Origin of the sequence: Halospina denitrificans (genome assembly GCF_004364635.1) — a bacterium.
GTDB classification, from domain to species: Bacteria; Pseudomonadota; Gammaproteobacteria; order Pseudomonadales; family Oleiphilaceae; genus Halospina; species Halospina denitrificans.
Genome location: NZ_SOAX01000002.1, coordinates 375,212 through 397,239, shown reverse-complemented (window position 1 = coordinate 397,239; position 22,028 = coordinate 375,212). Strand labels below are relative to the sequence as shown.

Here is a 22,028-nt window from a genome sequence, read left to right as displayed (position 1 = left end):
TCTTATAACTGGTTCATTTTTGAGCGAAAACCGCTCGAAAAGCCGCAACAGGGGCTCTGGCGCAATGCAGGCACCTCCATTGTACACGGCCGAGCAGGTTCGGCACCTGGATCAGGTGGCCATCGAGTCATTCGGCATCGATGGCTTCGATCTGATGAAGCGTGCGGGCAAGGCAGCCTTCCGAGTGGCGCGCCGTCATTGGCCCGATGCTCGCTCTATGGTGGTGCTTTGCGGTGGCGGCAACAACGGGGGCGATGGCTATGTGGTTGCGGGCCTTGCGAAGCAGCAGGGGTGGGACTCTCGCTGTATTGCCGTGTCGGACCCGGAGAAGCTCAAGGGCACGGCCCGGCAGGCATTGGATTTTGCGGGTGAAGCGGGTGTTGACGTGGAGCGCTATGACGCGCTGACGCCCGATTCGTTCAATGAGGCGCTGGCAGGTACTGAACTGATTGTTGATACGTTGCTGGGAACGGGCCTGGCCGGTGAAGTCAGGGAACCCTACGCATCCGTGATCGAATCGGTGAATCATTCCGGTGTGCCGGTGCTGGCAGTGGATATTCCGTCCGGGCTGTGCAGTAATACGGGGCGGGCGCTCGGGAGCACGATCATCGCCAATGCCACGGTTACCTTTATCGGCCGAAAGGCCGGGTTGTATACGGGTAAGGCGAGGGATCACACGGGCCCGGTTATTTTTGATGACCTGGCTGTTGATCCGGCCGTTTATGACGCGGAACCCGAACCCGCAGCCCGCCTGTGGAGCCGGGAGGTGATCCGGGCCGCGTTGCCGGGACGGCGGCCGACAACCCATAAGGGCGACTGTGGCCGGGTCCTGGTCGTCGGTGGCGAGCAGGGTATGGGCGGTGCGGGCATCATGGCGGCGGAAGCCGCGCTGCGTGCCGGGGCCGGGCTGGTGTTCCTGGCAACCCGGGACGCACACGTGCCGGTGGCGCTGGCTCGCCGTCCCGAAGTTCAGGCACGGTCCGTGGAGCACGGCAATGAACTGGATGCGCTGCTTGAGAAGGTTGATGTGGTCGTGCTTGGGCCTGGTCTGGGGCGCGATGCCTGGGGGCAGCAGATGTTCCAGCGGGTCTGCAGTTTTGAGGGGCCGGTGGTTGTGGATGCGGATGCCCTGAACCTGTTGGCCGAGGCGGGGGAGAAGAAACATCCGAACTGGGTGCTGACACCGCATCCCGGGGAAGCGGGCCGGCTTCTGGGAACAACGGTGCCGGAGATTGAATCGGATCGCTATCAGGCTCTGAAGAACCTGGTGGATCAGCATGGCGCGGCTGTCGTCCTGAAAGGGGCCGGCAGTCTGGTGGGCGCGCCCGGTCAAGTCCCCGCGCTGATTGATGCCGGGAACCCCGGCATGGCTACGGCGGGCATGGGCGATGTGCTCAGCGGCGTGATTGGGGCCCTTTTGGGTCAGGGGCTCGACGGGTTCAGCGCTGCTGCCGCCGGCGCGGGCTGGCATGCCCTGGCCGGGGATGAAGCGGCGCGCCATGTGGGGATGACCGGCCTGCTGGCCAGTGACCTGTGCGACTACATGTTCGTGGCTGTTGCCGATCATCCGGCGGAGACGCCTGATGACTGAGTCCCTCTGGCTGGCCGACGAGGCCGCAACAGAGGCGCTGGGCGGCTGCCTGGCCTCGGTGTTCGCCAGCGGCGGCCTGCTCTTCCTCGAGGGCGACCTGGGCACGGGCAAGACCACACTGACACGCGGGCTGCTGCGTTCACTGGGACACCAGGGCGCGGTCAAGAGCCCCACCTACACACTGGTGGAGCCCTACGAAAGCCTGGAACCGGCGGTCTATCATTTTGACCTGTACCGCCTGGGCGAACCGGAAGAACTGGAAATGATGGGCATTCGCGACTACATGGATAAAGAGGCACTGGTGATTGTGGAGTGGCCCCGGCGGGGCGAGGGCCTGCTGCCGGAGCCGGATTGCCATCTGGTACTGGAACATGCCGGCAGGGGGCGCTGGGCAAGACTGACGGCGACCTCGGTGCAGGGAGAAACACGGGTTGCCAGGGCGGTGAACGCCTTTGAGAGTCGGGAGTAGGATCATGATGGGACGCTTAACGGGAATACTGGTGGTCTGCCTTCTCTGGCTATCGACCCCGGTGCTGGCCCAAACCCCGGTTGATAACGCCCGCATCTGGCCGGCCACGGACCACACCCGTCTGGTGCTGGAAACCGGCGATGCCGTGGAGCATTCCCTGTTTGCCCTGGAGTCGCCGGACCGGCTGGTAATCGATATTGAGAAGGCCGACCTGAAAACCAACCTCTCGGCCCTGGACCTTTCGGAGACCCCGATCAAGAGCATCCGTACCGGGCGCCGCCAGGGTGGTGAATTGCGCGTTGTGCTGGACATGAAAAAGGAGGTGGAACCGCGCAGCTTCCTGTTGAAGCCCAACCAGAAGTATGGCCACCGCCTGGTTGTTGACCTCATGAGCCAGGACAGCGAACGCAAGGAAGAGCAGCAGGCGGTGCTCGAGGATCAGAGCGAGAGCAAGCGCCGGGACGTTATCGTGGTGGTGGATCCGGGGCATGGGGGTGAGGACCCCGGTGCCATCGGCGCGTCCGGCGTTCACGAGAAGAAGGTGACGCTGTCGTTGTCGAAGAAACTGGTGGATCGGATCAACGCGAAAGAGGGCTACCAGGCCTACCTGACGCGCAAGGATGATTATTTCCTGGGGCTGCGAAAGCGGGTGGAGATCGCCCGTGACTACAACGCGGACCTGTTTATCTCGGTGCACGCGGATGCCTTCCATTCCCCGCAGCCCCGGGGAGCGTCCGTTTACGCGCTGTCCACGGATGGCGCGAGCAGTGAGAACGCGCGCTGGCTCGCTAAGAGCGAGAACCGTTCGGACCTGATCGGCGGCGTTGGCGGCGTGTCACTCAGCGACAAGAATGACATGCTGGCCGGTGTCCTGCTGGATCTCTCGATGACGGCCAGCATCCAGCACAGTATCGGCGTGGGCGGCAATATACTGGATACCCTGGACCGGGTCGGGGAGTTGCATAAATCGTCGGTGGAACAGGCTGGCTTTGCGGTGCTGAAATCACCGGATATTCCCTCCATTCTTGTGGAGGCCGGCTTTATCTCCAATCCTACGGATGAGATGAAGCTGACCCGGGAGGATCACCAGGACCGACTGGCGAGGGCGATCGTGAACGGCGTCAGCGACCATTTCCAGTCCTCGCCGCCCCCCGGTTCCCTGATTGCACACCGCCAGCGAAACGGTGGAGGCGACGGTGGGCGCCACTATGAAATCCGGCGAGGGGATACCCTGTCCGCGATTGCGCGCCGCACCCAGACCTCGGTGACCCGGATCAAGGAAATCAACGATCTCAATACGGAATCACTGAAAATCGGCCAGGTGATCAGCATCCCATCCTCCTGATCTGGTAGCATGAGCGCATGGCCCCGATCGAGATACTATCACCCCGCCTTGCCAACCAGATCGCCGCCGGCGAGGTCGTTGAACGACCCGCCTCGGTTGCCAAGGAGCTGGTGGAGAATGCCCTGGACGCAGACGCAAGCCGCATCGACCTGGACGTGGAGCAGGGTGGTGCGCGCCTGATCCGGGTGCGCGATGATGGCACCGGTATTCCGAAGGACGACCTCACGCTGGCCCTGAACCGCCACGCTACCAGCAAGATCCATAACCTGGATGATCTGGAGGCGGTGAGCTCACTCGGGTTTCGCGGCGAGGCACTTGCCAGCATCAGCTCCGTCTCGCGGCTGAACCTCACTACCCGGGCGCGGGGGGCGAGCGAGGGCTGGTGCGCGGAGGCGGAAGGCCAGGACATGCAGACGGCCCTTTCCCCGGCGCCCCACCCCGAGGGCACCACCGTTGAAGTGCGCGACCTCTTCTTCAATACGCCGGCCCGGCGCAAGTTCCTGCGCACCGAGAAAACCGAGTTCAACCACATTGAGGAAAACATCCGCCGCCAGGCCCTGAGCCGGTTCGAGGTGGGCTTTTCCCTGCAGCACAACCAGAAGGCTGTCCACTCCCTGCGCCCCGCGACTTCGGAGACGGACCGGGAGCGGCGGGTCGCCTCGCTCTGCGGCAGCCGCTTCATGGAAAACGCCGTGCACATTGACGCGGAAGCCTCGGGGCTCAGGCTCTGGGGCTGGGTGGCTCTGCCGACATTCTCCCGCAGCCAGGCGGATCTGCAGTATTTCTTCGTCAATCGCCGACCCATCCGCGACCGGCTGGTGGCCCACGCCGTGCGCCAGGCCTACCGGGATGTGCTCTTCAATCAGCGTCACCCGGCCTTTGTGCTCTATCTGGAGGTGGACCCCGCGAGCGTGGATGTGAACGTCCATCCCACCAAGCACGAAGTGCGTTTCCGGGACGGTCGTCTGGTTCATGACTTCATCTTCCGCACCCTTCACCGCGCCCTGGCCGATGTGCGGCCTGATGACCACAAGCGTGGCATGGAGGCCGGGTCCGGCCCCGCAACCGATGAATCCCCGGCTATACCGGCTGGTGGGCAGGGTGGTGCCGGGGGCGCACCCGCGGGCTATGGGGCAACGGCTTCCCCGGCCTCCACGGACGCCCAGATGGCGTTCTACGGCGGGCTTCACGAGGGCGGCGGCATGGCCTCCGGTGAGGGGATTGGCGAGCAGCAGGCTGATCCCTTCCTGCAGAGCAGCCCGGCATCCGCGGATCGGGAAACGGGCGAACAGGTGACGCCGCCACTGGGCTATGCCATTGCCCAGCTTCACGGCATCTACATCCTGGCCCAGGGCGAAGAAGGGCTGGTGGTGGTGGATATGCATGCAGCCCATGAACGCATTGTCTACGAGCGGATGAAGCGGGGTATGGCGGGCGAGGGCATCAAGACCCAGCCCATGCTGGTGCCGTTGAGCCTCAACGTAAGCCAGCGCGAGGCGGATCACGCGGAGCAGCATGCCGAGGAGCTGACACGGCTTGGTCTGCACCTGGACCGCCTGGCGCCCGAGACCATTGTGGTGCGCCAGATCCCCGCCCTGTTGCGGGAGGCGGATATTGAGCAGTTGGTGCGGGACGTGTTGGCGGACCTGGTGGCTGAAGGTCAGAGCCAGCGGGTGGAGGCGCGCATTGAACACCTGCTGGGGACCATGGCCTGCTATGGCTCGGTGCGGGCAAACCGGCAGCTGACCATCCCGGAGATGAACTCACTGCTGCGGGACATGGAAGCCACGGAGCGCAGCGGCCAGTGCAACCATGGCCGGCCCACCTGGACTTTGGTGACCATGGCGGAGCTGGACAAGCTCTTCATGCGGGGGCAGTGATGGCAGATGTCGAGCCCCCGCTGGCCGTCCTGCTGATGGGGCCCACGGCCTCGGGCAAGACGGAGCTGGCCATCCGGCTGCGGGAGGCCCTGAATGGCGAGCTGATCAGCGTGGACTCCGCCCTGGTGTACCGGGGCATGGACATCGGTACCGCCAAGCCGGATGGCGAGACTCTGGCCAGGGCGCCGCATCGTCTTATCGACATCTGCGACCCGGCGCATCCCTATTCCGCCGCCGACTTCCGCGAGGATGCCCTTCAGGCGATGAATGAAGCCGTTGCGGCGGGGCGGACGCCGATCCTGGTTGGCGGTACCATGCTGTACTTTCGGGCGCTGTGCTTCGGCATGGCATCAATGCCGGCTGCTTCCCCGGACACCCGGGAGGCCCTGGCGCGGCGTTTTGACGAGGAGGGGGGCGAGGCCCTGTACGGTGAACTCACCCGAGTGGACCCGGTCGCCGCCGCCGGCATGCACCCCAACAATCGCCAGCGCCTGCTCAGGGCCCTGGAGGTCTATCAGGTGGCCGGAAAGCCAATTTCCGAACTCTGGGCGGAGGAGAAAGCGGAGGGGGCCGGCAACCCTCTGCCGTACCGGACCATTCCCATTGCACTTTCTCCCCCGCAACGCGCCGATCTGCACCAGCGGATTGAGCGGCGTTTCCGTGCCATGCTGGAGCAGGGGTTGATCGAGGAAGTGCGGGGCTTCTACGAGCGCGGCGACCTGTCTCTGGATCTGCCCTCGATGCGTGCAGTCGGATATCGCCAGGTATGGGAACATATCGACGGTAAAACCGGTTACAATGAGATGATTGAGCGTGCGCTGGCAGCGACCCGTCAGCTGGCCAAGCGCCAGATTACCTGGCTCAGACGCTGGCCCGATTGCCACTGGCTTGATGGTGGCGATCCTGAGTGTCTGGGAAAGGCCTTGAAAATCATCAGGGCCGGGGCCACATTGGAGAGTGATCTGCCGGCCGCTGCTGAGGGTATCAAGGGAGGACCCGTCCGGTAGTCAGAGGCTCGGGGCGGCACTAAACATAAAAAACAGGAGAAGCACCATGTCAAAAGGGCATTCCTTACAAGACCCTTACCTGAATTCACTGCGCAAAGAACGCATTCCCGTTTCCATTTTCCTGGTAAACGGCATCAAGCTGCAGGGCCAGATCGAGTCCTTTGACCAGTTTGTGATCCTGCTGAAGAATACGGTCAGCCAGATGGTCTACAAGCACGCCATTTCCACGGTTGTGCCTGCCCGCAACATCAAGGCACCCCAGCATCCCGGCGAGGAGGGTGAGGTGCCCGATTCCGTATGAGGAGTACCGCCTGATTGTTTGAAAGACCCGAAGCCGGTGAACGGGCCATACTTGTTCACATCACGCTAGCGTCGGAAACGGAACCCGAGGACCCGGAGGAATTCCGGGAGCTTGCCGAATCCGCGGGCGTTACCTGCGTCGGTCTGGTGACGGGAACCCGTCACCAGCCCAGTTCCCGGCTCTTTCTCGGCTCCGGTAAACTGGAATCCCTGCGTGAACTCATGCAGGCCGAACAGGCGGACGTGGTCCTTTTCAACCATGTGCTCAGCCCCAGCCAGGAGCGTAACCTCGAAGGGGAGTTGCGGTGCCGGGTTCTGGATCGGACCGGCGTCATCCTGGATATCTTTGCCCAGAGGGCGAGAACCCATGAGGGCAAGCTCCAGGTTGAACTGGCGCAACTGGAGCACATGTCCACACGGCTGATCCGGGGCTGGACCCACCTGGAGCGCCAGAAGGGCGGTATCGGCCAGCGGGGGCCTGGTGAGACCCAGCTGGAAACGGACCGCCGTCTGCTTCGTGGTCGCATCAAGCAGATCAACCGTCGCCTGCAGAAGGTACGCAAGCAGCGAGAGCAGGGGCGGCGGGCTCGCAGGAAGGCGGATATCCCCACCGCCTCACTGGTGGGATACACCAACGCCGGGAAATCCTCCCTGTTCAACCTCATGACCCAGTCTACCGTCTACGAGGCGGACCAGCTGTTCGCGACCCTGGATCCCACGGTACGACGGATCTCGGTGCCGGATGTTGGGCCGGTTGTGCTGGCGGACACGGTGGGCTTCATCCGCCACCTGCCGCACACCCTGGTTGAAGCCTTCAGGGCGACCCTTGAGGAGACGGTTGAGGCATCGATCCTCCTGCATGTTATCGACAACACGGATCCGGAGCGCGACGAGACCATACACCAGGTCGAGTCCGTACTGGCGGAGATCGGGGCTGATGATATCCCGGTACTCCAGGTCTGTAACAAGATTGATCGGATGGAGGACGCCTCGCCCCGCCTGGAGCGCGATGAGCAGGGTCGGCCCGTGCGTGTCTGGCTCTCGGCCATGACCGGCGAGGGACTGGAGCTGCTCTACGACGCCATGGCTGAACGGCTGGCGGAGGACGTGGTTCACCATTACGTGAAGCTATCTCCGGCGGAAGGCTGGCTGCGTGCGCGCTTCTATCAGACCGGCGCGGTGGTTGCGGAGCGCTGGCTGGATGGCGGTGAGCCTGCGCTGGAAATCCGGATGCAGGAACGGGACTGGTGTCAGCTCCTCGGGCATGCGGGGGTTTCCGAGGATCGGCTGTCATTCCTGGGCAATCAGGAGTGGATGTCGGCCCAGGCCGAAGGCTGAACGGTACGGTTGTCCCAGCCCGTCAGAACACCTACTATTTGCATCTGTTGTGCAGACTCGAGCGGGCGTCGGGTCATTCTGCAGAAGTTTGAATTAAAACGGAGACAATTATGGCCTGGAACGAACCGGGTGGAAACCGCAACAACGACCGGGACCCATGGGGCTCGGGCAATCGTGGCGGTAATAACGATCAGGGTCCGCCGGATCTTGATGAGGCATTGAAAAAGGGCCTCGATAAGCTCAATCGCCTCTTTGGCGGCAAGGGCGGCGGTGGCCGTGGCGACAGCGGTGGTTCCGGACAGGGCTCCGGTGGTTTCGGGCTGATTCTGGCGGTTGTTGGCCTTCTGGTCATCGGCTATCTCGGCTATCAATCCGTCTACATCGTGGATGAGCGGGAAAACGCGGTTGTGCTGCGTTTCGGTGAGTACCACACCACCGCCATGCCCGGCCTCAACTTCAAGCTGCCGCTGGTTGATGACGTGCGCATGGTTACGGTTACCGACGTCCGTTCCTTCCAGTCCGAGGGCCACATGCTCACGGAGGACGAGAACATCGTTAACGTGAACCTGGGGGTCCAGTACCGCGTCAACGAGCCCAAGCAGTTTGTGCTGAACGTGCGGGACCCGAATATGACCCTGCAGTTCGCGACGGACAGCGCTTTGCGCCACGAAGTCGGCAGCTCGGATCTTCACGGGGTTCTGACCGAACGCCGGGCCGAGTTGGGGCAGTTGGTGGAGGAGCGCCTCCAGCGTTTCCTGGATAACTATGCGGTCGGCATGCAGATCCTGAGGGTTAACGTCGAAAGCACCCAGCCTCCGGAACCGGTTCAGGAAGCGTTCCGGGATGTCCAGCGTGCCCGCGAGGACGAGCAGCGCTTCCGCGATGAGGCTGAGCGCTATCGCAACAAGGTCGTTCCGGAAGCCCGGGGTCAGGCCCAGCGCATTATTGAGGAATCCGAGGGCTACAAGGCCGAGGTGGTACAGCGCGCTCAGGGTGAAAGCCAGCGCTTCCTGGAGGTTTTCGACATCTACCAGCAGGCGCCGGAAGTGACGCGCGAGCGGCTCTACCTCGAAACGATGGAAAAAGTGCTCTCAAACAGCAGCAAGGTGGTGCTCGATGTTGAAGAAGGCAATAACCTGATGATGCTGCCTCTGGACCAGATGGCCAAGGGTGGAGCCAGGGCCATGACACAGAGTGGTGACAGTGGCAGCAGTAGTGATGGCGGATCCGCCTCCTATGATCTGGAACAGCTGACGGATCGGGTCGTTGAGCGGATCCGTTCGCAGGAAAATAATTCCGGCCGGAGGGGGCGTTAATCATGAATACCAAGGGCATTCTGGCCATTATCTCCGGTGTAGTACTGCTTTACCTTGTATCAGCCACAGTCTATATCGTGCCTGAAACCCACCGTGGCGTGCTGCTGCGGTTCGGGGAGCTGATCGAGACCAATATCCAGCCGGGACTGCATTTCAAGCTCCCCTGGGTGGACAACGCCAGGCACTTCGATGTGCGGGTGCTCACGCTCAACATTGAGCAGCAGCGCTATCTCACCATCGAGAAGAAGCCGCTGGACGTGGATTCCTATGTCACCTGGCGCATCCAGAACGTGGATCAGTTCTACCGGGCTACGGGCGGCGACGAGCGCCGGGCGGAAAACCTGCTGGCGTCACGGATCGAGAACGGCCTGCGCGACCAGTTTGGTGTCCGCACCATGCGCGAGGTGGTCTCCGGCGCCCGCGATGAGCTGATGGTGGAGATCACCAACTCCGTTGATGAACTGACCAGCTCGGAATTCGGTATTGAAGTGATCGATATCCGCATCAAGGGCATTGAGCTGCCTGACGAGGTGAGTGAGAACGTCTATGCGCGGATGCGCACCTCGCGGGAGAAGGAAGCCCAGGAATACCGTTCGCGGGGCCGCGAGCTGGCCGAAGGCATCCGTGCGGACGCGGATCGACAGGCAACCGTCATTGTCGCCGAGGCGCGGCGTCTTTCCGAGGAAATCCGAGGTGAGGGTGATAACCAGGCTGCCGGCACCTATGCGGACGCCTATGGCCAGGACCGTGACTTCTATGAACTCTATCGGTCCCTGACAGCCTATGAGTCCACCTTCCAGAACAAGAGCGACATGTTCCTGCTCGATACGAAGAGTGATTTCCTGAAGTTCATCAAGAACTCCGGCGGCGCTGAACGCTGAATCCTAAGGCGGTGACGGAAACCGGAGCCCTGGGCTCCGGTTTTTTTATGGGCTGGATCAGAGTAGAATCGCCGCGTTGTAAGGACCGTACCGGGCTGGAGTGAGAGAAGGGGGAGGCTATGTGGCAGGAACTGTTGATCGCCTTTGCCCTGCTTCTGATTATCGAGGGCATCATGCCTTTCCTGTACCCACAGCGCTGGCAGCGCATGGTGGAGGTGCTGGCACAGATGGACCCCTCGACCATGCGCAAGGCCGGACTGGCCAGCATGGTCCTCGGCCTGGTGCTGCTTTACGTGGTTCGATAGGGTGGGGAAGACTCCGGTCCGGCCCGCCAATCGTTGTCCGAGTTGATAGAGCACGGATCCTGTAATCCATGAGCAATTCCGATCGATGGCTGCTTCCCGATGGCGTGGCGGATGTACTGCCGCCGCGCGCGCGCCGGATTGAAACCCTGCGCCGCACACTGCTGGACCAGTATCAGCGGTGGGGCTATGAGCTGATCATCCCGCCTCTCATTGAGTACCTCCAATCCCTGCTGACAGGGACCGGCAATGATCTTGACCTGCAGACCTTCAAGCTGACCGATCAGTTGACGGGCCGCATGATGGGGGTACGGGCTGACATGACGCCCCAGGCCGCGAGGATGGATGCCCACAGCCTGCGCCGGGGTGGTGTGACGCGGCTGTGCTATGCGGGGCATGTGCTTCACGCTCGCCCGAACAGCATGCTTGCAAGCCGGACCCCGCTGCAGGTCGGGTGTGAGCTTTTCGGCAGCACCAGTCACTCCGCCGACCAGGAGATACTGGACCTGATGCTGGGCACGCTCCAGACCGCTGGTGTTGCACGCGTTCACCTGGATCTGGCCCATGTTGGCATCTTCCAGTGCCTGGCAGCCGCCGCCGGACTCGGAGAGCGTGAAGAGTCACGTATTTTTGACGCCATGCGCCGCAAGTCCATTCCGGAACTGGATGAACTCCTGGGCGATACGCAATCCGGGAGCTACCGCGACATGATCCGGAGCCTGGCCCGGCTCAATGGGGGCGCCGATGTGCCGGAAAGGGCCCGCCGGATGCTTGCGGGGGCGCCCGACAGGGTGCAGGCGGCCGTGGATGAACTGGAAAAAGCCGCCGAGCGCGTTCGGCAGCGTCACCCCGAGGTCAGCGTGGGTTTCGACTTCTGTGAGTTGCGCGGCTACAACTACCACACGGGGCTGCTCTTCGCTGTCTATACGCCGGGCGAGGAAGAAGCGGTGGCCCAGGGCGGCCGATACGACGCCGTTGGCGAGGATTTCGGGCGCGCCCGCCCGGCAACCGGCTTCAGCGCGGACCTGAATCGACTTCTCAGGGCCGGCGGTGATGCAGACGGGGAGGCGGAGCCGGCCTGCGCGATATGGGCACCGGCCGAGGATGACGCCGAGCTGCGCGCCCGGATCAGTGAACTGCGCAGGAATGAAACCGTTATCCAGGCCATGCCTGACGATACCACCTCGCCCCGGGAACTCGGCTGCAACCGCCAGCTGGTCCGGAGTGAAGACGGCTGGGCCATTGAGTCACTTTAAGAGAAACTATCAGCGAGCCATTCATGGGTAAGAACGTTGTTGTACTGGGCACCCAATGGGGGGATGAAGGCAAGGGTAAGATCGTTGACCTGCTTACGGAGCAGGTCAGTGCGGTAGCCCGTTTCCAGGGCGGCCACAATGCGGGCCATACCCTGGTTATTGACGGGGAGACCACGGCCCTGCACCTGATTCCTTCCGGCATCCTGCGCAAGCACATCACCTGTATGATCGGCAACGGCGTGGTGCTGGCCTGTGATGCCCTGTTGGACGAGATCCGCATGCTGGAAAAACGGGGCGTGGACGTGCGCTCGCGTCTGCGGGTCAGCGAGGCGTGCCCGCTGATCCTGCCTTCCCATGTGCGCCTGGACCAGGCGCGTGAAAGGGCTCGTGGCGCGGAATGCATCGGTACCACCGGGCGTGGCATCGGGCCGGCTTATGAGGACAAAGTATCGCGCCAGGGGTTGCGTTTTGGTGACCTGGCGGATCCGGACGCCTTCGAGAAGGGGTTGCGCTCATTGATGGCCTACCACAACTTCATCCTGGAGCATTATTACCAGGAGGCGCCGGTTGATGTGGAAGAGACCCTGGCGGCTTTCCGGAGTTACGCCGAAGAGCTGCTTCCCATGGCGGCGGACGTCACGGATATGCTCCATGCCTTCCGCAAACAGCAAGAGCACATCCTGTTTGAAGGGGCCCAGGGTTCACTGCTCGATATTGATCACGGCACCTATCCCTACGTGACCTCTTCGAATACCACCGCAGGGGGCGCGGCAACCGGAAGTGGTTTCGGGCCCATGTACCTGGATTACATCCTCGGGATCACCAAGGCCTATACCACCCGTGTGGGGTCCGGTCCCTTCCCGACGGAGCTCTTCGATACCGATGGTGAGCACCTGGCCAGCAAGGGCCATGAATTCGGCACCACCACCGGGCGGGCCCGGCGCTGTGGCTGGTTTGATGCGGTGGCGCTGCGTCATGCCATCCAGATCAACAGTGTTTCCGGCATCTGCCTGACCAAGCTGGATGTGCTCGACGGCCTGGACGAGATCCGCGTCTGCGTGGGCTATGAGACGAAGGAAGGCCGGGTGACGCGGCCGCCGATCCGTGGTGCACAATACGAAGCCATTGAGCCCGTCTATGAGACGTTGCCCGGCTGGCAGGAGAGCACCTCCGGACTGACTGCCATGGATCAGCTCCCGGAGAATGCCCGTCGCTATATCCGTTTCATCGAAGAGCAGATCGAGGCCCCCATCGATGTGATTTCCACCGGGCCGGACCGGGTGGAGACCATCACCCTGCGCCATCCCTTCGACGCATAACCCGTTTCAGGCGGGTTTTTCCGCGACCAGGGTGGCGCGGATTGGGGCCGGATAGCCCTCAATAGTGAGGGTCGGGTCTCTCGGGTCGAGAAAATCCGGCAGTGACTGGAACTGCATCCAGTCCGTTGAGCGCTGTTCTTCCGTTGTCGTGGGCGTCACGTCCACGGCCCGCACCTTCCGGAAACCGGTCCGCTCCAGCCAGCGCTGAAGCATCTCAACACTGGGAATAAACCAGACATTGCGCATGCGCGCATAGCGGTCTTCCGGCATCAGGGTCTCGGTGGGGCCGCCTTCGATCACCAGGGTTTCCAGCACCAGCTCGCCGCCCGGCTTCAGGGCGGACTTCAGTTCCAGAAGATGATCCAGCGGTGAGCGTCGATGGTAGAGCACGCCCAGGGAAAAGACGGTATCGAAGAGGCTCAGGTTCGGGGGCAGGTCCTCCATGCGCAGGGGCAGCAGATCCGCCGGAGGCGCTGACGGCAGGTAGTCCCGCACGGCGAGGAACTGCATCAGGAAGAGTATGCCGGGATCAATGCCGATCACCCGCCGGGCGCCCGCGCCCAGCATCCGCCAGCAGTGATAGCCCGAGCCACAGCCCACATCCAGCACCACGCGCCCTTCCAGAGGACTCAGTTGCGGGGCAATCCGCTCCCATTTCCAGTCGGAACGCCACTCCGTATCCACATGCACCCCGAAGAACTCAAAGGGGCCCTTGCGCCAGGGCATCAGGCCCCGTAATCCGGATTCGATCTGACCAAAAGTCTCGTTATCCAGTGGCTCAGGGCTTGAGAGCTGAACCGTCGGGGACTGGAAATCCGCCGCAACCCGGGGAATCGCGGGTAATGACGTCAGGGCCGCAAGCCAGCGCGGCAGGTCCCCGTGAGGACTGGTTTCAAAGACCCGTTCGAGCCGGTTCTCCACCTGGCTTCGCCATTCGTGCCGGTCGCTGTCGGCCAGCCAGTCCAGTAGTGGTGTATAGCGTGAGCGCCAGTCAAAGCCGTCAGACACTGGTTTCCTCCCGGCGGTTGTCTTTCTCAGGTGCCAGTGCCAGCAGTGAGACAAAGTTCAGGGACTGCTGCCAGAGCGTGACCCGGGCGAAGCCGGCATCGAGCAGGCGCTGGCGGTGGGTCTCGAGGGTTTCCGGGATCAGCACTTCCTCAAGGGCGTTGCGCTTGCGGCTGATCTCCATTTCGGAATAGCCCTGTGCGCGCTTGAAGTCCCGGTGCAGCGCTTCGTGCAGTGCCTGTTCGTCGCTGTCCGCAAATGCGATCTTTTCCGAGAGAATGAGAGCTCCGCCCGGCTCCAGGGACTCCCGGAGTCGGTTCAGCAGCGGCGCGCGCTCCGCTACGGGAATGAACTGCAGGGTGAAGTTCAGGGCCACGACGCTGGCGGGCTGATAGTCGATCTCCTGGATATCGGCACACATCAGCTCCACCGGGAGCTGGCCATCGTCCAGGGCAATGTAGTGCTGGCAGCGTTCGATCATGGACTCGGCGTTGTCCACAGCAATGATTCGCCCGTCGGTATGGGGGATGCTGTGGCGCATGGCCAGGGTGACGGCGCCCAGGGAGCAGCCCAGGTCGTAACAGGCGGTGCCGGGACGTGCGAAGCGGGCGGCGATGAGCCCGATCATGGGGACGATGGTGGTGTAGCCGGGGACGGAGCGGCGGATCATGTCCGGGAAAACGCGGGCCACGGCCTCGTCGAAGCTGAAGGGCTCCGTGCTGATGCCTGCCTCGGAGTAGACGGTGTCCGTCTCGGAATCAAAGCGACTGGTTGGATTCGTCATAGCGGGACTACTGTGTCTCTCAAACCACCGGTGGCGACACCGGCGGTTGCTGGAGGTTGGCGAGCTGTTCCCGGAGCATCAGGATGTGGTCGGACCAGAACCGGGGCTGGCCGAACCAGGGAAAATGCATCGGGAACGTGGGGTCATCCCAGCGCCAGGCGAGCCAGGCGGCCTGGTTGATCAGGCGCATGGTGCGCAGTGGCTCGATCAGGAAGCGTTCGCGGGGATTGAAGTCGTTGAACTGCTCGTATCCCTCGATCAGCTCGCCCATTTCCAGGCTCTGTTCCGCGCTGTCGCCGCTGAGCATCAGCCAGAGGTCCTGGATGGCCGGGCCCTGCCGGGCGTCATCGAAGTCCACGAAGAGGATGCGCTCCTCGCGCACCAGGATGTTGCCCAAATGGCAGTCGCCATGAAGGCGCAGGCTGTTTACCGGGCCGGCCTCCTCGAGGTTGCGTTGGATCTCGGTGAGCAGGTCCCGGATCAGGCTCTGGTAGGGGTGCCGGAGATCGTCGGGAACGAAACCACTCTCGAGCACGAAGCGGTGGCCGCGCTCGATGGTTTCAACCGGGTCAATGGTTGGGCGGGCCTGGAAGTCACTGCGGGCACCGACCTGGTGGATGCGACCGATCCACTGGCCCACGCGGAAGAGGGTGTCTGGCAGGGTGATGTCCGGCGCCTGGCCGCCCCGCTGGGGAAAGAGGGCGAAGGTGAAGCCGCCATAATCCGCCAGATACCCCCCGTTGGCCAGCTTGATAGCACCGACCACGGGGATTTCGGCCTCTTCGAGCTCGGCGACAAAACTGTGCTCCTCAAGGAGCTGTTCCCGGCTCCAGCGCTCGGGTCGGTAGAACTTGGCGATCAACGGTGTGCCGTCCTCGATGCCCACCTGGTAGACGCGGTTTTCGTAGCTGTTCAGTGGAAACAGGCGGCCATTGACCTCAAAGCCGCAGGATTCCACGGCGTCGAGGACCAGGTCCGGGGTCAGGTGCTGGTAGGGATGGGCCGATTCGTCCATGACTCAGGATCCCCTTGCCGGGCTGAGTGCAGGGTTGCCGAGTCCGCCCTGGCGCAGCTCCATATCGTTGAGGTAGTACCAGTTCTCATCGAGTTCCCAGCGAACACGGTGGATCCTGGGGGAGGCCAGAACCGCCTGGCTGGCACGGACCTGGAGGCGCGCGTATTCCTGCTCCAGGCGCCGCATTTCCGCGCTGTCCTCGGAAGTGCCTCGCAGGCTCGGGAAGAGTTCGCGCAGGGCCTGTTCCGTCGCGATGCGCGGCGAGCGAAGCGTGCTCATGACGGCTGTCCCACCCTCAACCCGCAGGACCCGGAACGGGTAGGGGTAATCGGCGATTTCCTCATGGCTGCGGATGTTCTCGTTCAGTTCCATGACCACATAGCCGCGCCAACCCAACCAGCTGACAAAGAGTGCAGCAATGATCATGACAAAAATAAACTGGCGACTGTCGGACATTATCTGGCCTTCCCAACCATGATCAGACGCGGTTATCCATCATAACCGCCGAGAATTCGCTGAAGCAGCGATTACCCATTATAACCCGGAAAGGCATTCCAATCAGAGCCCCCAATGGTATCCTCGCGTCCATGGAGAGCTATGAGGCAGATGCGGTTGTCATTGGCGGCGGTGTCGTGGGGCTGGCGGTCGCCCGTGCCCTGGTCCGTGAGGGACTGGGCGTTATCGTGGTTGAGCGTAACGGCCGCACTGGAGAGGAAACCTCATCGCGCAACAGTGAGGTGATCCATGCGGGCATCTATTACCGCACGGGTTCGCTCAAGGCCCAACTGTGCCGGGAGGGGCGGGATCGGCTGTACAACTTCTGCCGCGACTGGCGGGTTCCCCACCGGCAGTGCGGCAAGTGGATTGTGGCCGTGGAACCGGAGCAGGTCCCCGCGCTGGAACGCCTGAAAACCAATGCCGCCGCCAATGACGTGCAGTTGGAGTGGCTTGCGTCGGCAAGGCATCGTGAGGAACCGGCGCTGCGTGCGGAGGCAGTGCTCAGTTCGCCGCTGACGGGGATTATTGATGCGCATGCCTATATACAGGCGCTCGTTGCCGACATTGAGGCCGGCGGTGGTTGGGTCGTCTGTCATACACCCGTTGAGCAGCTGGTTTCGGAAGATCGGCACCATCGCCTGGTGCTGGGCGGCGATGCGCCCTGCGAGCTGCGGACGCCGCGGGTGGTGAACGCGGCCGGACTCGCGGCTATCCCACTGGCCCAGCGCTGGGAGGGCATGCCGGCCTCGGAGATTCCCCGGGCTTACTGGTCCAAGGGCCATTACTTCGCCTACAGCGGGAGGCACCCCTTCAGCCGGCTCATCTATCCCCTTCCGGATGCCACTGGCCTGGGGGTGCATCTGACTCTGGATATGGCGGGTCAGGCCCGCTTCGGGCCCGACGCCCACTGGGTTGAGACCGGGGATCTCACGGTTCCGGCGTCGCTTCGCGAGCGCTTTGCCGAGGCGGTGCGCCCGTGGTGGCCGGGGCTGGATCCGGACCGTCTCGTGCCGGCCTATGCCGGGATTCGTCCGCGTATCCACGGGCCCGACGATGCTCCGGCAGACTTTGTGATCCAGGGCAGTGAGCGGCATGGCCTTCCCGGCGCGGTCAACCTCTTCGGTATTGAGTCGCCCGGCCTTACGGCGTCTCTGGCCATTGCGGAGCGGGTTCGCGAACGCCTGGCTTAGGGGGTTCGCGCCAATGCCCAGAGGTCCACGCGCCTGATGCCCGCCTCGCGAAGGCACGCCGCCATGGCGTCCCCGCTTGCGCCCGTGGTGATCACGTCCTCAACAATCGCAACATGCTCCGGCATTCCGGTTCTGGTGGTCACGTAAAAGGCACCCTGAAGATTGCGCCGTCGCTTGCCCCGATCCAGGCCTGCCTGGGGCTGATATCCGGGGTGTCGCTGCAGTAGCCCCGTCTCCAGGGGAGTCCCGGTCTCCCGGCTTATCCAGTCGGCAATCTCCGCCGTCTGGCTGAAGCCTCTTTCTGGCAGCCGCTCCGGCGCAATCGGAGCCGGGATCAGGGCCTGGGGAATTTCTGGGAGAGTACCTGTTACCTGATCGGCCCAGTTGAGGGCCAGGGCCCGGCCCGGTGCGCGCCATCCATCGTACTTGTATCGCCGGATCATCTGGTCGATCGGGAACTCATAGCGCCAGGGTGTCAGGCAGAAATCCTGCGCCGGGCTGCGGAGCAGGCAGGCGCTGCAGAGCCGCTGCGGATTGGGTGCGGTCAACGGCAGTGCGCAGCGCTCGCAGGCGGTGTGATTAGCGGGAAGATCCTGGAGGCAGGGCTCGCAGAGCCCGGTGCGACCGGCCCTGGCAAGGCACAGGACGCAGCGCGAGAGGTGTAGGCCGCAACGTCCGCTGTTAACCCAGCGGGTTGCCCAGGTTGACAGCGTCCGGGCTATCCTTATCATACCCATCATCCCTGATCGAGAAATGTACGGATTCACACAAGGCCCACAGTATGACTGCTTCTGCATCCATCCGCCATGACTGGACTCACCAGGAAGTGCAAGACCTGCTTTCCAAGCCCTTCAATGACCTGATTTTTGAGGCCCAGCAGGTTCACCGCACCCATTTCAATCCCAACGAGGTCCAGGTCAGCACCCTGCTGTCCATCAAGACCGGTGCCTGCCCCGAGGATTGCATGTACTGCCCCCAGAGCGGGCACTACAACACCGGGCTTGAGAAAGAAAAGCTGATGGAGGTGCAGAAGGTACTGGACGAGGCCAAAGCGGCCAGGGAAACCGGGGCAACCCGTTTCTGCATGGGCGCGGCCTGGCGCAGCCCCACCAAAAAGGACCTGCCCTATGTCCTGGAAATGGTGCGCGGCGTGAAGGAAATGGGCCTGGAGACCTGCATGACCCTTGGCATGCTGACCGAAGAGCAGGCCACGGAGCTCTCGGAGGCCGGGCTGGATTACTACAACCACAATCTGGATACGTCCGAACGCTACTACAACCAGATCATCACCACACGGACCTACCAGGACCGCCTGGACACCCTTGAGAATGTCCGTAACGCCGGCATGAAGGTCTGCTGTGGCGGCATCATGGGCATGGGCGAGGACGAGGCGGATCGCGCCGGCTTCCTGATGGAGCTGGCGAATCTGCCCGAGCATCCCGAGAGTGTGCCCATCAACCTGCTGATCAAGATTCCGGGAACACCGCTGGAGAATGTGGAAGACCTCGATCCGATTGAATTCGTGCGCACCATCGCGGTGGCGCGGATCCTGATGCCGAAGAGCCATGTGCGGCTCTCCGCCGGTCGCGAGGACATGACCGATGAGATGCAGGCCCTGTGTTTCATGGCCGGCGCCAACTCCATTTTCTACGGCGACCAGTTGCTGACGACCGACAACCCGGAAGCCGACGCCGACCGCCGGCTCTTTGAACGTCTGGGCATCCGCCCGGAGCCCCTGGCAACGGACCGGAGCGACGAGGACGAAGCGGCCGAACTGACTGAGCGGGTGGAGCAGGAGCGCCAGAGCCACCTCTTCTACGATGCGGCTAATGCCTGACCTGGAAAAGACGCTTCAGGACTTACAGGAACAGGGACTATTACGCCAGCGCCGGCTCCTGGAATCCGCCCAGGGGCCGGAGGTCACGATTGACGGTCGTACCATGCTGGCCTTCTGCAGCAACGATTACCTCGGGCTGGCAGCGCATCCCGCCGTCACCGAGGCCATGACCGATGCGGCCGCCATCCACGGCGTTGGCGCCGGCGCCTCGCATATGGTCTGTGGCCATCACGACCTCCATCATCAGCTTGAGCAAGCGCTGGCAGCCCACACCGGGCGCGAGGCCGCGCTGCTCTTTTCCACGGGCTACATGGCGAACCTGGGTGTCATCTCGGCACTGGCAGGGCGTAATGACGTGGTCCTCGAAGACCGTCTCAATCACGCATCGCTTATCGATGGTGCCCGGATTGCCGGCGCCCGCCTCAAGCGTTACGCACACGCCGACCACAACAGCCTGGAAGAAGCGCTGAATACCGGCCAGCGGCATGCGCTGGTGGCCACTGACGGCGTGTTCAGCATGGATGGTGATCTGGCGCCGCTGGATGGCATCGCGGCGCTCTGTCATGACCATGGCGTGCCGCTGATGGTGGATGATGCCCATGGGATAGGGGTGCTTGGGCAAATGGGGGCCGGCATTACCGAAATCCGCCAGATGTCGTCGAAGGAAGTGCCGATCCTGGTGGGAACCCTGGGTAAGGCCCTGGGCGTCTCCGGGGCCTTTGTGGCGGGATCCCGGGTACTGATCGATTACCTGATCCAGAAAGCGCGAACCTATATCTATACGACGGCCATGCCGCCGGCACTCGCCGCTGCGACCCTGAAAAGCCTTAACATCTGTCGTGATGAATACTGGCGCCGCGAGCGGCTGGCGAAACTCGTGGCCTGGTTCCGGGATGAAGCGGGGGCGCTGGGGTATGACCTGATGCCGTCCTGGACCCCCATCCAGCCGCTGGTAACCGGCTCCTGCGAGTCGGCCATGGCCGTGAGCGCGGCGCTTGCACGGCGCGATATTCTGGTGCCTGCCATTCGACCGCCAACAGTGCCCGAAGGGAGTGCCCGATTGCGCTTCACCTTCAGTGCCAGCCACACGGATGAGCACATGGAGCAACTCCTCGAAGCGCTGGCTGCGGCCCGGTCCGAGACGGGGATACTTTGATGGCGGCAAGGTTGCCGGTGGTGGCTGTCAGTGGCTGGGGAATGCCGTCCTCGCTGCTTGATGCCTGTCTCCCGCAGGGTCGGGATCTCTTCCGCATAACACCCGAGCAGCTTCTGGAGGCCATAGAGGACGAGCCTGAAACTGCCATTGCCCGCCGGATGCCAGAGTTGCCGGAACGCGCGATCTGGATCGGATGGTCACTGGGCGGACAACTGGCGATGCAAGCCTCAAAGCGGACACCCCAGCACGTGGCCGGGGTTATGACGCTCTGTGCCAACCCTTGTTTCGTGGGCTCAAAGACCTGGTCGGCAGCCGTGACGCCCCAGGTCTTTGATGATTTTCAACGCCGCCTGAAGCGCTCATCAACCGAGACGCTGTCGCATTTCTGCTCATTGATGATTCATGGCGCCGACCGGGCCGGGGAGGATCGCCGCTGGCTGCGTCGTGCCGAATGGCTGGAGCTTCCCGAGGACTGGCGCCTGGAACGCACGCTCGGCTGGCTCGGCGAACTGGATCAACGGCCGCTGTGGAAAACGCCCTCTGTGCCCTCCTGGCACCTTTTCGGAGAAAAGGACGCCCTTGTCCCTGCGTCGGCAGGAGCGGAGCTGGGGATTCCGGAGAGCCGCTGGCAGGTCATGCCGGCGATGGGGCATTGGCCCGGCGGCTACTTTGCCAGCCGGGTGCGGGAGTGTCTGGAGCAATGGTGCGACCGGGTGAGCGAATGAGTACGGAGGGGGTGAACCGGGTTTCCAGGGAGAGAATCTCCGATGATTTCGGTGCCGCGGCCAGTCATTACGACTCGGCGGCACGGCTGCAGCAGCAGGTTGGCGCGCGCCTGATTGAGCGTATGGATTCAGGGAGTGGTGGGCAGGGCATGGATCTTGGCTGTGGCACGGGCTACTTCCTGCCGATGCTTTCCGAGTGCCTTGATCCGACGGAAATCGTAGCGGCGGACCTGTCACCCGGAATGATCCAGTACGCGCGCCAGGAGCGCGGTATTGCGTCGGACTGGCTGGTGGCAGACGCGGAAGCGCTGCCTCTCCCGGATGCCAGCCTGGACTGGATCTTTTCCAGTCTCATGATCCAGTGGTGCGGCGATACCGCAGCGGTTGCCAGAGAAGCGTGCAGGGTTCTGAAACCGGGTGGTGAGGCGGTTTTTTCGACGCTGGTCTCCGGTACGCTCAGTGAGCTTGAATCAGCATGGGCGGAAGCCGACCCTGGCGGGCGCCACGTCAACCGTTTCCTGACGGTCGAGGAACTCAGGGCAGAACTTGGCAAGGCTTGCAGGCAATTCTCTGTTGAGGTTGAGCCCATGGTGCTCTGGTATCCGGACGTTATGGCACTGTTGAAGGAGCTGAAGACCCTGGGCGCCCGCTACAAGGATGAAAACCGCCGCCGCGCGGCCATGGCTCCGGCACGGCTCAGGGCGCTCAGGGCCGCCTACGAGCGCTTCCGCCAGGGTGATCAGGGCGTGCCTGCAACCTGGCAGGTGGCGTACGTGCGCCTGGTCAGGGAAGAATGATTCCAATAGTTTTCGAG

The 22,028-nt window shown here is 63.0% G+C and carries 22 protein-coding genes; 17 read left to right on the top strand and 5 right to left on the bottom strand.

Going from position 1 to position 22,028, the window contains the following annotated elements; translation table 11 throughout:
• The first annotated feature begins 64 nt into the window (after nucleotides 1-64).
• The 12 genes from DES49_RS05490 (at nucleotide 65) to DES49_RS05435 (ending at nucleotide 13,004) form a co-directional block, all read left to right on the top strand.
• On the top strand, nucleotides 65-1,591 hold the full coding sequence (locus tag DES49_RS05490; RefSeq protein WP_133735376.1) for an NAD(P)H-hydrate dehydratase: 1,527 nt from the start codon (nucleotides 65-67) through the stop codon (nucleotides 1,589-1,591).
• Complete coding sequence (tsaE, locus tag DES49_RS05485; RefSeq protein ID WP_133735375.1) at nucleotides 1,584-2,060, top strand: tRNA (adenosine(37)-N6)-threonylcarbamoyltransferase complex ATPase subunit type 1 TsaE; 477 nt, start codon at nucleotides 1,584-1,586, stop codon at nucleotides 2,058-2,060. The genes DES49_RS05490 and tsaE overlap by 8 nt, the downstream gene beginning before the upstream one ends.
• Before the next feature lie 4 nt (nucleotides 2,061-2,064).
• On the top strand, nucleotides 2,065-3,405 hold the full coding sequence (locus DES49_RS05480; RefSeq protein ID WP_208297019.1) for an N-acetylmuramoyl-L-alanine amidase: 1,341 nt from the start codon (nucleotides 2,065-2,067) through the stop codon (nucleotides 3,403-3,405).
• A 17-nt stretch (nucleotides 3,406-3,422) separates the two neighbouring features.
• Nucleotides 3,423-5,285 carry a DNA mismatch repair endonuclease MutL gene (gene mutL / locus DES49_RS05475; RefSeq protein ID WP_133735374.1) on the top strand — a complete coding sequence of 621 codons (1,863 nt, stop codon included), beginning with the start codon at nucleotides 3,423-3,425 and terminating at the stop codon, nucleotides 5,283-5,285.
• On the top strand, nucleotides 5,285-6,292 hold the full coding sequence (gene miaA / locus DES49_RS05470; RefSeq protein ID WP_133735373.1) for a tRNA (adenosine(37)-N6)-dimethylallyltransferase MiaA: 1,008 nt from the start codon (nucleotides 5,285-5,287) through the stop codon (nucleotides 6,290-6,292). The genes mutL and miaA overlap by 1 nt, the downstream gene beginning before the upstream one ends.
• 46 nt (nucleotides 6,293-6,338) lie before the next feature.
• Nucleotides 6,339-6,593, top strand: coding sequence for an RNA chaperone Hfq (hfq, locus tag DES49_RS05465; RefSeq protein WP_133735372.1), 255 nt, complete (start codon nucleotides 6,339-6,341; stop codon nucleotides 6,591-6,593).
• 14 nt (nucleotides 6,594-6,607) lie between these two features.
• The gene (gene hflX, locus DES49_RS05460) at nucleotides 6,608-7,930 is read left to right on the top strand and encodes a ribosome rescue GTPase HflX (protein ID WP_133735371.1); all 1,323 of its coding nucleotides are present in this window, start codon (nucleotides 6,608-6,610) and stop codon (nucleotides 7,928-7,930) included.
• A 110-nt stretch (nucleotides 7,931-8,040) separates the two neighbouring features.
• On the top strand, nucleotides 8,041-9,246 hold the full coding sequence (gene hflK, locus DES49_RS05455; RefSeq protein ID WP_133735370.1) for an FtsH protease activity modulator HflK: 1,206 nt from the start codon (nucleotides 8,041-8,043) through the stop codon (nucleotides 9,244-9,246).
• Between the two features lie 2 nt (nucleotides 9,247-9,248).
• Nucleotides 9,249-10,127 carry a protease modulator HflC gene (hflC, locus tag DES49_RS05450; RefSeq protein WP_133735369.1) on the top strand — a complete coding sequence of 293 codons (879 nt, stop codon included), beginning with the start codon at nucleotides 9,249-9,251 and terminating at the stop codon, nucleotides 10,125-10,127.
• 119 nt (nucleotides 10,128-10,246) lie between these two features.
• Nucleotides 10,247-10,432, top strand: coding sequence for a DUF2065 domain-containing protein (locus DES49_RS05445; protein ID WP_133735368.1), 186 nt, complete (start codon nucleotides 10,247-10,249; stop codon nucleotides 10,430-10,432).
• 68 nt (nucleotides 10,433-10,500) lie between these two features.
• Complete coding sequence (locus tag DES49_RS05440) at nucleotides 10,501-11,685, top strand: ATP phosphoribosyltransferase regulatory subunit (RefSeq protein ID WP_133735367.1); 1,185 nt, start codon at nucleotides 10,501-10,503, stop codon at nucleotides 11,683-11,685.
• A 23-nt stretch (nucleotides 11,686-11,708) separates the two neighbouring features.
• Entirely contained in the window at nucleotides 11,709-13,004 is a 1,296-nt protein-coding gene (locus tag DES49_RS05435; protein WP_133735366.1) for an adenylosuccinate synthase, read from the top strand.
• A gap of 6 nt (nucleotides 13,005-13,010) precedes the next feature.
• Here the strand turns inward: DES49_RS05435 and cmoB are convergent, their stop codons facing one another.
• The 4 genes from cmoB to DES49_RS05415 are packed head-to-tail and all read right to left on the bottom strand — an operon-like array spanning nucleotide 13,011 to nucleotide 16,264.
• Nucleotides 13,011-14,012: a tRNA 5-methoxyuridine(34)/uridine 5-oxyacetic acid(34) synthase CmoB gene (gene cmoB / locus DES49_RS05430; protein ID WP_166645998.1), complete on the bottom strand. Its 1,002-nt coding sequence runs from the start codon at nucleotides 14,010-14,012 to the stop codon at nucleotides 13,011-13,013.
• A complete protein-coding gene (gene cmoA, locus DES49_RS05425; RefSeq protein WP_133735365.1) occupies nucleotides 14,005-14,793 on the bottom strand; it encodes a carboxy-S-adenosyl-L-methionine synthase CmoA in 789 nt (262 codons plus the stop codon). The genes cmoB and cmoA overlap by 8 nt, the downstream gene beginning before the upstream one ends.
• Nucleotides 14,794-14,812: 19 nt before the next feature.
• Entirely contained in the window at nucleotides 14,813-15,808 is a 996-nt protein-coding gene (locus tag DES49_RS05420) for a serine/threonine protein kinase (protein WP_133735364.1), read from the bottom strand.
• Nucleotides 15,809-15,811: 3 nt separating this feature from the next.
• The gene (locus tag DES49_RS05415; RefSeq protein WP_133735363.1) at nucleotides 15,812-16,264 is read right to left on the bottom strand and encodes a hypothetical protein; all 453 of its coding nucleotides are present in this window, start codon (nucleotides 16,262-16,264) and stop codon (nucleotides 15,812-15,814) included.
• Nucleotides 16,265-16,395: 131 nt separating this feature from the next.
• Between DES49_RS05415 and DES49_RS05410 the strand changes: the two genes are divergently transcribed.
• Nucleotides 16,396-17,496 carry an NAD(P)/FAD-dependent oxidoreductase gene (locus tag DES49_RS05410; RefSeq protein ID WP_133735362.1) on the top strand — a complete coding sequence of 367 codons (1,101 nt, stop codon included), beginning with the start codon at nucleotides 16,396-16,398 and terminating at the stop codon, nucleotides 17,494-17,496.
• Here the strand turns inward: DES49_RS05410 and DES49_RS05405 are convergent.
• Nucleotides 17,493-18,227, bottom strand: coding sequence for a ComF family protein (locus tag DES49_RS05405; protein ID WP_133735361.1), 735 nt, complete (start codon nucleotides 18,225-18,227; stop codon nucleotides 17,493-17,495). The genes DES49_RS05410 and DES49_RS05405 overlap by 4 nt on opposite strands.
• A 50-nt stretch (nucleotides 18,228-18,277) precedes the next feature.
• Between DES49_RS05405 and bioB the strand changes: the two genes are divergently transcribed.
• From bioB to bioC, 4 genes are read left to right on the top strand one after another with little or no spacing between them, the layout of a single operon-like run.
• Nucleotides 18,278-19,333: a biotin synthase BioB gene (bioB, locus tag DES49_RS05400; RefSeq protein WP_133735360.1), complete on the top strand. Its 1,056-nt coding sequence runs from the start codon at nucleotides 18,278-18,280 to the stop codon at nucleotides 19,331-19,333.
• Complete coding sequence (gene bioF / locus DES49_RS05395; RefSeq protein WP_133735359.1) at nucleotides 19,326-20,489, top strand: 8-amino-7-oxononanoate synthase; 1,164 nt, start codon at nucleotides 19,326-19,328, stop codon at nucleotides 20,487-20,489. Before bioB ends, bioF begins: the two co-directional genes overlap by 8 nt.
• Nucleotides 20,489-21,214 carry an alpha/beta fold hydrolase gene (locus DES49_RS05390; RefSeq protein ID WP_133735358.1) on the top strand — a complete coding sequence of 242 codons (726 nt, stop codon included), beginning with the start codon at nucleotides 20,489-20,491 and terminating at the stop codon, nucleotides 21,212-21,214. The genes bioF and DES49_RS05390 overlap by 1 nt, the downstream gene beginning before the upstream one ends.
• Nucleotides 21,211-22,011 (top strand): malonyl-ACP O-methyltransferase BioC, encoded by an 801-nt coding sequence (gene bioC, locus DES49_RS05385; RefSeq protein WP_166645997.1) that lies wholly within the window; start codon nucleotides 21,211-21,213, stop codon nucleotides 22,009-22,011. Before DES49_RS05390 ends, bioC begins: the two co-directional genes overlap by 4 nt.
• The last annotated feature ends 17 nt before the right edge of the window (nucleotides 22,012-22,028 follow it).

What these genes read in the sequence shown, in the direction of transcription:
- DES49_RS05390 (WP_133735358.1), top strand. Translation starts at nt 20,489, where the DNA reads ATGGCGGCAAGGTTGCCGGTGGTGGCTGTCAGTGGCTGGGGAATGCCG.
- DES49_RS05445 (WP_133735368.1), top strand. Translation starts at nt 10,247, where the DNA reads ATGTGGCAGGAACTGTTGATCGCCTTTGCCCTGCTTCTGATTATCGAG.
- DES49_RS05420 (WP_133735364.1), bottom strand. Translation starts at nt 15,808, where the DNA reads ATGGACGAATCGGCCCATCCCTACCAGCACCTGACCCCGGACCTGGTC.
- tsaE (WP_133735375.1), top strand. Translation starts at nt 1,584, where the DNA reads ATGACTGAGTCCCTCTGGCTGGCCGACGAGGCCGCAACAGAGGCGCTG.
- miaA (WP_133735373.1), top strand. Translation starts at nt 5,285, where the DNA reads ATGGCAGATGTCGAGCCCCCGCTGGCCGTCCTGCTGATGGGGCCCACG.
- DES49_RS05440 (WP_133735367.1), top strand. Translation starts at nt 10,501, where the DNA reads ATGAGCAATTCCGATCGATGGCTGCTTCCCGATGGCGTGGCGGATGTA.
- mutL (WP_133735374.1), top strand. Translation starts at nt 3,423, where the DNA reads ATGGCCCCGATCGAGATACTATCACCCCGCCTTGCCAACCAGATCGCC.
- bioF (WP_133735359.1), top strand. Translation starts at nt 19,326, where the DNA reads ATGCCTGACCTGGAAAAGACGCTTCAGGACTTACAGGAACAGGGACTA.
- DES49_RS05490 (WP_133735376.1), top strand. Translation starts at nt 65, where the DNA reads ATGCAGGCACCTCCATTGTACACGGCCGAGCAGGTTCGGCACCTGGAT.
- hflC (WP_133735369.1), top strand. Translation starts at nt 9,249, where the DNA reads ATGAATACCAAGGGCATTCTGGCCATTATCTCCGGTGTAGTACTGCTT.
- DES49_RS05410 (WP_133735362.1), top strand. Translation starts at nt 16,396, where the DNA reads ATGGAGAGCTATGAGGCAGATGCGGTTGTCATTGGCGGCGGTGTCGTG.
- cmoA (WP_133735365.1), bottom strand. Translation starts at nt 14,793, where the DNA reads ATGACGAATCCAACCAGTCGCTTTGATTCCGAGACGGACACCGTCTAC.
- DES49_RS05405 (WP_133735361.1), bottom strand. Translation starts at nt 18,227, where the DNA reads ATGATAAGGATAGCCCGGACGCTGTCAACCTGGGCAACCCGCTGGGTT.
- bioB (WP_133735360.1), top strand. Translation starts at nt 18,278, where the DNA reads ATGACTGCTTCTGCATCCATCCGCCATGACTGGACTCACCAGGAAGTG.
- hfq (WP_133735372.1), top strand. Translation starts at nt 6,339, where the DNA reads ATGTCAAAAGGGCATTCCTTACAAGACCCTTACCTGAATTCACTGCGC.
- hflK (WP_133735370.1), top strand. Translation starts at nt 8,041, where the DNA reads ATGGCCTGGAACGAACCGGGTGGAAACCGCAACAACGACCGGGACCCA.
- DES49_RS05480 (WP_208297019.1), top strand. Translation starts at nt 2,065, where the DNA reads ATGATGGGACGCTTAACGGGAATACTGGTGGTCTGCCTTCTCTGGCTA.
- DES49_RS05415 (WP_133735363.1), bottom strand. Translation starts at nt 16,264, where the DNA reads ATGTCCGACAGTCGCCAGTTTATTTTTGTCATGATCATTGCTGCACTC.
- bioC (WP_166645997.1), top strand. Translation starts at nt 21,211, where the DNA reads ATGAGTACGGAGGGGGTGAACCGGGTTTCCAGGGAGAGAATCTCCGAT.
- DES49_RS05435 (WP_133735366.1), top strand. Translation starts at nt 11,709, where the DNA reads ATGGGTAAGAACGTTGTTGTACTGGGCACCCAATGGGGGGATGAAGGC.